Annotated in this window: 1 protein-coding gene and 1 pseudogene; both read left to right on the top strand. The window is 48.5% G+C overall.

Going from position 1 to position 683, the window contains the following annotated elements; translation table 11 throughout:
* The coding region (locus F153LOC_RS21460; RefSeq protein ID WP_255409599.1) for a flagellin at window positions 1–213 on the top strand (213 nt) is incomplete at its 5' end.
* Window positions 214–395: 182 nt separating this feature from the next.
* Window positions 396–683 (top strand): annotated as a pseudogene (locus F153LOC_RS21455) (flagellin FliC); the annotation flags it as partial.

Genomic DNA, 683 nt, shown 5'->3' with positions numbered 1-683 from the left:
CTGGGTGCGTCTCAGAACCGTTTCGAGTCCACCATCACCAACCTGAACAACACCGTAAACAACCTGTCTGCAGCGCGTAGCCGTATTCAGGATTCTGATTACGCAACGGAAGTGTCCAACATGTCTCGTTCGCAGATCCTGCAACAGGCTGGCTCTTCTGTTCTGGCCCAGGCCAACCAGGTTCCGCAGACCATGCTGTCCCTGCTGCGTTAATACCCTTATTGATGCAAAAAAAGCGCCGCTTGTCGGCGCTTTTTTCTTTTAGAATCAAATCAAAAACAATAAATAGTTTTAAAACCTAAAGTTTAAAAATGTGGTGTCGATAATCTTTATACAGGCGATGAAGCCGTTGGCACTATGCCAAGCACATGACTCAATTTTGAAGGATACTTACCATGGCTGTGATTAATACCAACACCCTTTCTCTGATGACTCAAAATAACCTGAGCAAATCACAGTCTTCTTTAGGGACTGCGATTGAGCGTCTGTCTTCTGGTCTGCGCATCAACAGCGCAAAAGACGATGCTGCGGGTCAGGCGATTGCTAACCGTTTCACCTCTAACATCAACGGTCTGGGTGTTGCTGCACGTAACGCCAACGACGGTATCTCTCTGGCACAGACCGCTGAAGGCGCGCTGGGCGAGATCAACAACAACTTGCAGCGTATCCGTGACCTGACCGTT

This window comes from Lelliottia sp. F153, from assembly GCF_002870005.1.
Taxonomy (GTDB): domain Bacteria; phylum Pseudomonadota; class Gammaproteobacteria; order Enterobacterales; family Enterobacteriaceae; genus Enterobacter; species Enterobacter nimipressuralis.
This window is presented reverse-complemented; position numbering and strand designations above follow the sequence as displayed.